This is a genomic window from Endozoicomonas euniceicola, from assembly GCF_025562755.1.
GTDB lineage: Bacteria > Pseudomonadota > Gammaproteobacteria > Pseudomonadales > Endozoicomonadaceae > Endozoicomonas_A > Endozoicomonas_A euniceicola.
This window is the reverse complement of the sequence record NZ_CP103300.1, coordinates 2,840,344-2,847,500: the sequence shown is the minus strand read 5'-3', so window position 1 is coordinate 2,847,500 and position 7,157 is coordinate 2,840,344. Positions and strand designations below refer to the sequence as shown.

Here is a 7,157-nt window from a genome sequence, read left to right as displayed (position 1 = left end):
CTGCAACAAGGAAGCACCGATCAAAATGACTTCTTTTTAAAGCTCACTATGGGGACTGGAATGTATTTTCGTCTGGTCAAATTCCCAGGCAACTGAATGGAATTGTGAAAGTGGGCTTTTATACATTTTACTCAGCACATGGCCTGCAAAGCAGAGTACTCCGAATTTGTTCGGATAGATTACACCGGCTGACTTTAATCTTTTGAGCTGCTGATTGCCAAGTTCACTACCACAATAAAACTCTGAAGTTTCTGAGTCTCTGAAAAAGCCTCCTATATCCAACAACAATACTTTTCCTGTTTCCGCTGTCTTTTCGTTTTGTTTATTTACCCAATCTTTTAAAATTTCATTGGCTTTATCTATAGTACTTTCAGATACCTTGTATTTTTCTTGTTTCAGACTTTTATTGCCTGCTAATTTGGGTGCATCCATTGTTGTCACAGGCAAACTGGAAATAACATAATTCTGGTTAGATTCTTCCATTGCACGAAGGACTTCCCGTAATCGTTCGAGTCTGATTTTTTCCTCATCACCTGCGTTTTGAACCTTGGCATAAACCGGCCAAAACAACATATCGATACCTATAATCAACTTTGGGTTGCCTCTGGCAGCCTCTGATACCTGCTCTTTTATTCTCTCTACAGGGTTTTCAGATATTTTGATAAGACCATCAAAAAAATAAAAAGGATTTCCGGATTTTGCTTCAGGGCTGTAATTCGACAAACTCACGGTGCCGTTACGCAATTGGTCGAACTGTTCGGTGATTGGGGCAAACGCAAGTATGAGTCTAGAATTCTTGTCAGTATCAAAGATATACCCTGCCGTAAAGCCGGCACCGACAAAAGCAACCGACTCTCCGGTGTCGTTTGCCAATACAGTTTGGGACAAAAACAAGCTCAGGAGGCAAACAGTTTGCACAGACTGCCTAAGACATTTAGAGGCTGCTGTTAACTTTTTTCGCATTAAAATCACCTTTCAATTATTCGTTCTTGTCAACATTGGACAAATGGAAGGCTCTTAAGTTCACTGATAACGACTGGACAACCCGTTTTCCCTGAGAACGAAGCTGCATTCTTGCTTACTCAGTCTCCCCTCTTTTTTGATACGGTTGATCAAGCAGTCTCTCTATCGGATTCATGCACTAGTCGCTGCCGCGATGCGTGAGACAGCACAAAAAACACTATAATTCATCGTGTATTTCCCGATATCAGTGATTTCCAGAAACAGGCTTATGATTTGAACTGGTGACATGAATGGCAGAAAAAGAGGTTCTGGCATGCCAATTTTTATATGTTCAGAATGTGGCGACGAGTTTCCGAGCCACGCGAGTCTCAAAAGGCACGTGCGAACCCATACCGGCGAAAAGTTATGCATCTGTGATGTCTGTGGACAAGCTTTTGCCGAGTCGTATAATTTAACCGCACACATGCGAACCCATACCGGCGTAAAGCCATATAAATGTGATCTCTGTGAAAAAAGTTTTACCGAAACGTCTAGCTTAACCAGACACATGCGAACCCATACAGGTGTAAAGCCATATAGATGTGATGTCTGTGGAGAAAAATTTAAACAGACAACGCATCTCAGGAGACACGCGCGAACCCATACCGGCGAAAAGTTTCGTTGCTCAGTCTGTGGAGCTGCTTATACACGAAAATATGGGCTCAAAAAGCACATCAGAGAGCGTCACTCAGCCCCGGATACGCCTGATATAACCGTATCCATTCAAGAGCCCGCCGGAATAGTCACAACAACACAATCCCTTAACTCTGACCCAAACTCCGACGTAGAAACCAGCGTAAGCTATATCAGGCCACTTAATAATGAAAGCCCACCGGTTCGAGTGGTTACTAATTCAACTGCGTTAATAGAGACAATCATGGTCACACAACGTGATGGAAAATTTATTGTAACTACTGAGCCCCGGACAGAGACTGATCCCAGTAATCCTTCATCGCAATAAGGGAAGTGGCAGAGAAAAACACCCCATCGTCACCCTGCGAGATAGGGGACACACTAAAACTCTATAAAGACTTCTCTTCAGAGTTTCATTACGAACGATAAAAAAGCCCCGGAAATTCAGGGCTTTCATTGATTATGAATAAGCTATCGCTTTGAAGGAGAATTAGTAGGCTATTTACCCAGTTTCTTGCGGATGGCCTGCAGCGTCCGCAACTGTGCCGCGGCTTCAGCCAGCTGAGTTGCTGCACGGGAGTAATCGAATTCACCGCTCTGATTGGTCAATTCTTGTTCAGCCAGCTTCTTGGCTTCTGCCGCTGCCGCTTCATCCATATCGTCTGCACGCAAAGCCGTATCAGCCAGAACCTTTACCTGAGAAGGCTGTACTTCCAGAAATCCACCGGAAATATAAAACACTTCTTCCTCTCCACCTTCTGCAATAAGGCGTATCGGGCCAGGGCTTAACTCTGTTAACAGTGGAGTATGGCCGGGAGCTATCCCCAAATCCCCGAGAGAACCCGTGGCAACAACCATTTCAACCTGCCCGGAGAAAATCTCCTCCTCGGCACTAACGATGTCACAGTGAACTGTGCTCGCCATATTTTGTTACCTCACTTAATGTTTATCTTCCTTCTTCTATATATAGAAGAAGGAAGATAAATACGGGCTTTACATGGACTTGGCTTTTTCAACCGCTTCTTCAATGGAACCTACCATGTAGAAAGCTTGCTCTGGCAGATTGTCGTATTCACCATCCAGAATTCCCTTGAAGGCTCTGATGGTATCTTTCAGTGATACATATTTACCGGGCGACCCGGTAAATACCTCTGCTACGAAGAATGGCTGAGACAGGAAACGTTCGATCTTACGAGCCCTGGAAACGGTCAGTTTGTCTTCTTCAGACAGTTCATCCATACCCAGAATCGCGATGATGTCTTTCAGTTCCTTGTAGCGTTGTAGAACGGTTTGTACGCCACGGGCCACTTCGTAATGTTCCTGACCAATCACCAGAGGGTCTAACTGACGGGAAGTGGAATCCAGTGGGTCAATCGCCGGATAAATACCCTTGGAAGCGATATCACGGCTCAGTACCACCGTTGCATCAAGGTGCGAGAAAGTGGTGGCCGGAGAAGGGTCAGTCAAGTCATCCGCCGGGACATACACAGCTTGAATGGAAGTGATGGAACCCGTTTTTGTTGAAGTAATCCGTTCCTGCAGAACACCCATCTCTTCAGCCAGAGTAGGCTGGTAACCTACAGCCGATGGCATACGACCCAGCAATGCGGATACTTCAGTACCCGCCAGGGTGTAGCGATAGATGTTGTCGATAAACAACAGCACGTCCCGACCTTCATCACGGAACTTTTCAGCCATGGTCAGACCCGTCAATGCGACACGAAGACGGTTACCGGGTGGTTCATTCATCTGACCGTAAACCAGCGATACTTTATCGATAACGTTGGAGTCGGTCATTTCATGATAGAAGTCATTACCTTCACGAGTCCGCTCACCCACACCGGCAAACACTGAGAAACCAGAGTGCTCAATCGCGATGTTCCGGATCAGCTCCATCATGTTTACGGTTTTACCCACACCGGCACCACCGAACAGACCGACCTTACCACCTTTGGCAAACGGGCAAACCAGATCGATAACCTTGATGCCTGTTTCCAGTAGTTCGTTAGACGCAGACTGATCTGCGTAACTGGGCGCTTTACGGTGAATAGAGGCTCGCTCCTGCTCACCAATAGGCCCTTTTTCATCAATAGGGTTTCCCAGAACGTCCATAATGCGCCCCAGGGTTTCCTGACCAACGGGTACCTGAATCGGTGCGCCGGTATTATTAACAGCCAGTCCGCGGGAAACCCCTTCTGTGGAACCCATGGCAATGGAGCGCACAATGCCGTCGCCCAGCTGCTGCTGAACTTCCAGAACTAGACCTTTGTCGTCTACTGTTAAAGCATCATACACTTTGGGAACACTTTCCCTTGAAAATTCGACGTCAATGACGGCGCCGATTATTTGTACGATACGACCGCTACTCATAACCTACCCTCTACCTTTTTCTTTTTTACAGCCGTGCACTACAAAGCTGCAGCGCTTTAAACGGCTGCGGCGCCGCTTACGATTTCTGACAATTCCTGCGTGATTGCCGCCTGACGAGCCTTGTTGTAAACCAGTTGCAAATCGTCAATCAGGTTTCCGGCGTTATCAGTTGCACTCTTCATGGCGACCATTCGAGCCGCCTGTTCACAGGCATTATTTTCTACCACAGCCTGAAAGACCTGGGATTCGATATAACGCACTAACAACCCATCCAGCAGCTTTTTAGCATCGGGTTCATAGATGTAATCCCAAGGCTTACTCAGTGAATCATCGTCGTCTGCTACCAGAGGCAACAACTGCAATGACGTTGGTGTTTGCGCCATAGTATTCACAAACTCATTATGCACTACGAACAGGCGATCAATCGCCCCCTCATCGTAACTGTCGAGCATCACTTTCAGACCACCGATCAAGTCGCCAATGCTGGGTGAGTCGCCAATATGAGTGATAGCCGCAATAACATTGCCACCGTAGTTACGGAAGAATGAAACAGCCTTACTGCCGATCAGGCAAAGGTCAATCTCAACGCCTTTATCCTTCCAGCCACTCATTTCAGAAACGGCTTTCTTGAACAGGTTGATGTTAAGACCACCACACAAACCACGGTCTGTTGAAACGATAATGAAGCCAACTCGCTTCACTTCCCGCTCAAACATATAAGTGTGCTTGTATTCGGCATTAGCATGAGCAACATGCCCGACAACCTGACGGATACGTTCCGCATAGGGACGACTGATTTCACGCCGCTCCTGGGCTTTACGCATTTTACTCGCTGCCACCATTTCCATGGCGCTGGTGATCTTCTGCGTACTTTTAATGGACGATATTTGCGTCCTAATCTCTTTTGCGCCTGCCATTTTCAGTCCTCACCAGCCACCGTTACCGGAAGCTGGCTTTGATACACCGATGTTTACCAGGTCTGGGTGGCCTTGAACTTTTCAATGGCTTCCTTGATACCTGCCTGAATGTCGTCGTTGTAGTCCCCGGTTTCATTGACCCTGGAGATCAACTCACTGCATTCAGCCCTGACAAAACTGAGCAGAGCCGCTTCGAAATCACCGATCTTGTTCAGAGCAACATCTTCCAGATAGCCATGTTCTGCCGCATAAATAACAAGAGCCATTTCCGCCACTGACAACGGCTCATACTGTTTTTGTTTCATCAGCTCAGTGACACGCTGACCGTGTTCAAGCTGTTTGCGTGTCGCTTCATCAAGGTCGGACGCGAACTGGGCAAATGCCTGAAGCTCTCGATACTGAGCCAGCGCAAGACGAATACCACCGCCCAGTTTCTTGATGATCTTGGTTTGTGCCGCACCACCTACCCTGGATACTGACACACCAGCGTTCATCGCCGGACGAATACCTGCGTTGAACAGATCCGTTTCAAGGAAAATCTGACCGTCGGTAATAGAAATGACATTGGTAGGTACAAAGGCCGATACGTCCCCCGCCTGGGTTTCAATGATGGGCAGAGCCGTTAATGAACCAGTCTGGCCTTTCACCTCGCCATCGGTCACTTTCTCTACGTAGTCGGCATTCACACGGGCGGCGCGTTCCAGCAAACGGGAGTGGAGATAAAAAACATCACCGGGATAAGCTTCACGACCGGGAGGACGACGCAGCAACAGGGAAATCTGCCGGTATGCCCAGGCCTGCTTGGTTAAGTCATCATAAACAATCAGGGCATCTTCACCACGATCACGGAAGTACTCACCCATGGAACAACCACCAAAGGGAGCAAGGAACTGCATAGCCGCTGGATCAGCAGCACCAGCAGCCACAACAATGGTGTGCTCCATCGCGCCGTGTTCTTCAAGCTTGCGCACTACGTTGGCAATGGTGGATTGCTTCTGGCCGATGGCTACGTAGACACACTTGATGCCTGTACCTTTCTGATTGATGATGGCATCGACAGCCAGAGCGGTTTTACCGGTTTGGCGATCACCGATAACCAACTCGCGCTGACCCCGGCCAATCGGTACCATTGAGTCAACGGACTTGTAGCCGGTCTGCACAGGCTCATCCACTGACTGACGGGCAATAACCCCCGGCGCAACCTTTTCAATGGGTGCAGTTGTCAGTGACGAAGAATCAGAGGCTTGCAGAGGTCCTTTGCCGTCAACCGGACTACCCAATGCATCCACCACACGGCCGAGCAGCTCTTTGCCCACCGGGACTTCGAGAATTCGACCTGTACACTGGACACTCTGACCTTCTGCCAGATGACCATAGTCGCCTAAAACAACAGCACCTACGGAGTCCTGTTCCAGGTTGAGGGCCATGCCGTATACGCCACCGGAGAATTTGATCATCTCCCCGTACATAACGTCGGCCAGACCATGGATTCGAACGATACCGTCGGTCACGCTGACAATGGTACCCTCGTTTTGTGCTTCACTGGACACATCAAGTTGCGCAATGCGGCTTTTGATGATGTCACTGACCTCGGAAGGATTCAGTTGCATAGCTTACCTGCCAAATTTGTAGCTATTGAAAGACAGCCCTGAGCTAATAAACAGCCTTGAGCTGAAAAATAGCCAAAAAAATAACTATGAAATCATTGCATCAGCCAACTTGGACAAGCGGGCACGAACACTGCCATCGATCACAAGATCGCCAGCTTTTACAATCACCCCCCCCACCAGTTCGCTGTCTATTTGGATTTGCATCCGGACACTTTGCCCCAGACGCTGCTTTACTTTCTTAGCGATCTTCTCTTCCTGAGATTCCGTAAGAGGGAACGCTGAAGTAACGATTACATCCTGATAACTCTGATCTTGTGATTTCATCTGCTCAAACAGCGCATCAATATGCGGCAGCAGTGAAATGCGTTTTTTATTGGTAAGAATCCTGATGTAATTTTCGACTTCAACCGTAAGACTGCCCTCACACAACTGGATAAAAGCCTCTGCCTTCATGTCACCGTTTGTCGACGGATCGTTCAACATCCGGTCAACAGCCTCATGCCTGGATACACTGGCACACAGTGTCAGCATCCGGGACCACTCATCCAGCTGGCCAAGTTCCCTGGCCAGCTGGAATGCGGCCTTAGCGTAGGGACGGGCACATGTGGTCAATTCCATGGTTAAC

The 7,157-nt window shown here is 48.1% G+C and carries 6 protein-coding genes and 1 pseudogene; 1 reads left to right on the top strand and 6 read right to left on the bottom strand.

Features of this window, described 5'->3' with window-relative positions:
• Window positions 1–36: 36 nt before the first annotated feature.
• Complete coding sequence (locus NX720_RS11010) at window positions 37–963, bottom strand: hypothetical protein (RefSeq protein WP_262601171.1); 927 nt, start codon at window positions 961–963, stop codon at window positions 37–39.
• A 286-nt stretch (window positions 964–1,249) separates the two neighbouring features.
• Here NX720_RS11010 and NX720_RS27085 point away from each other — a divergent pair.
• Window positions 1,250–1,516: pseudogene (locus NX720_RS27085) on the top strand (C2H2-type zinc finger protein); the annotation flags it as partial.
• Window positions 1,517–2,133: 617 nt separating this feature from the next.
• On the opposite strand, the gene NX720_RS11005 reads toward NX720_RS27085, so the two are convergent.
• From NX720_RS11005 to NX720_RS10985, 5 genes are all read right to left on the bottom strand, one after another.
• Complete coding sequence (locus tag NX720_RS11005; protein ID WP_034878941.1) at window positions 2,134–2,559, bottom strand: F0F1 ATP synthase subunit epsilon; 426 nt, start codon at window positions 2,557–2,559, stop codon at window positions 2,134–2,136.
• A gap of 69 nt (window positions 2,560–2,628) precedes the next feature.
• The gene (gene atpD, locus NX720_RS11000; protein WP_262601170.1) at window positions 2,629–4,005 is read right to left on the bottom strand and encodes a F0F1 ATP synthase subunit beta; all 1,377 of its coding nucleotides are present in this window, start codon (window positions 4,003–4,005) and stop codon (window positions 2,629–2,631) included.
• A 56-nt stretch (window positions 4,006–4,061) separates the two neighbouring features.
• Window positions 4,062–4,922: a F0F1 ATP synthase subunit gamma gene (gene atpG, locus NX720_RS10995; protein WP_262601169.1), complete on the bottom strand. Its 861-nt coding sequence runs from the start codon at window positions 4,920–4,922 to the stop codon at window positions 4,062–4,064.
• 53 nt (window positions 4,923–4,975) lie between these two features.
• Window positions 4,976–6,532: a F0F1 ATP synthase subunit alpha gene (atpA, locus tag NX720_RS10990; protein ID WP_262601168.1), complete on the bottom strand. Its 1,557-nt coding sequence runs from the start codon at window positions 6,530–6,532 to the stop codon at window positions 4,976–4,978.
• A gap of 84 nt (window positions 6,533–6,616) precedes the next feature.
• On the bottom strand, window positions 6,617–7,150 hold the full coding sequence (locus NX720_RS10985; protein ID WP_262601167.1) for a F0F1 ATP synthase subunit delta: 534 nt from the start codon (window positions 7,148–7,150) through the stop codon (window positions 6,617–6,619).
• Window positions 7,151–7,157: the final 7 nt, after the last annotated feature.

Coding starts and splice junctions, on each gene's coding strand:
- NX720_RS11010 (WP_262601171.1), bottom strand. CDS start 963: ATGCGAAAAAAGTTAACAGCAGCCTCTAAATGTCTTAGGCAGTCTGTG.
- NX720_RS11005 (WP_034878941.1), bottom strand. CDS start 2,559: ATGGCGAGCACAGTTCACTGTGACATCGTTAGTGCCGAGGAGGAGATT.
- atpD (WP_262601170.1), bottom strand. CDS start 4,005: ATGAGTAGCGGTCGTATCGTACAAATAATCGGCGCCGTCATTGACGTC.
- atpG (WP_262601169.1), bottom strand. CDS start 4,922: ATGGCAGGCGCAAAAGAGATTAGGACGCAAATATCGTCCATTAAAAGT.
- atpA (WP_262601168.1), bottom strand. CDS start 6,532: ATGCAACTGAATCCTTCCGAGGTCAGTGACATCATCAAAAGCCGCATT.
- NX720_RS10985 (WP_262601167.1), bottom strand. CDS start 7,150: ATGGAATTGACCACATGTGCCCGTCCCTACGCTAAGGCCGCATTCCAG.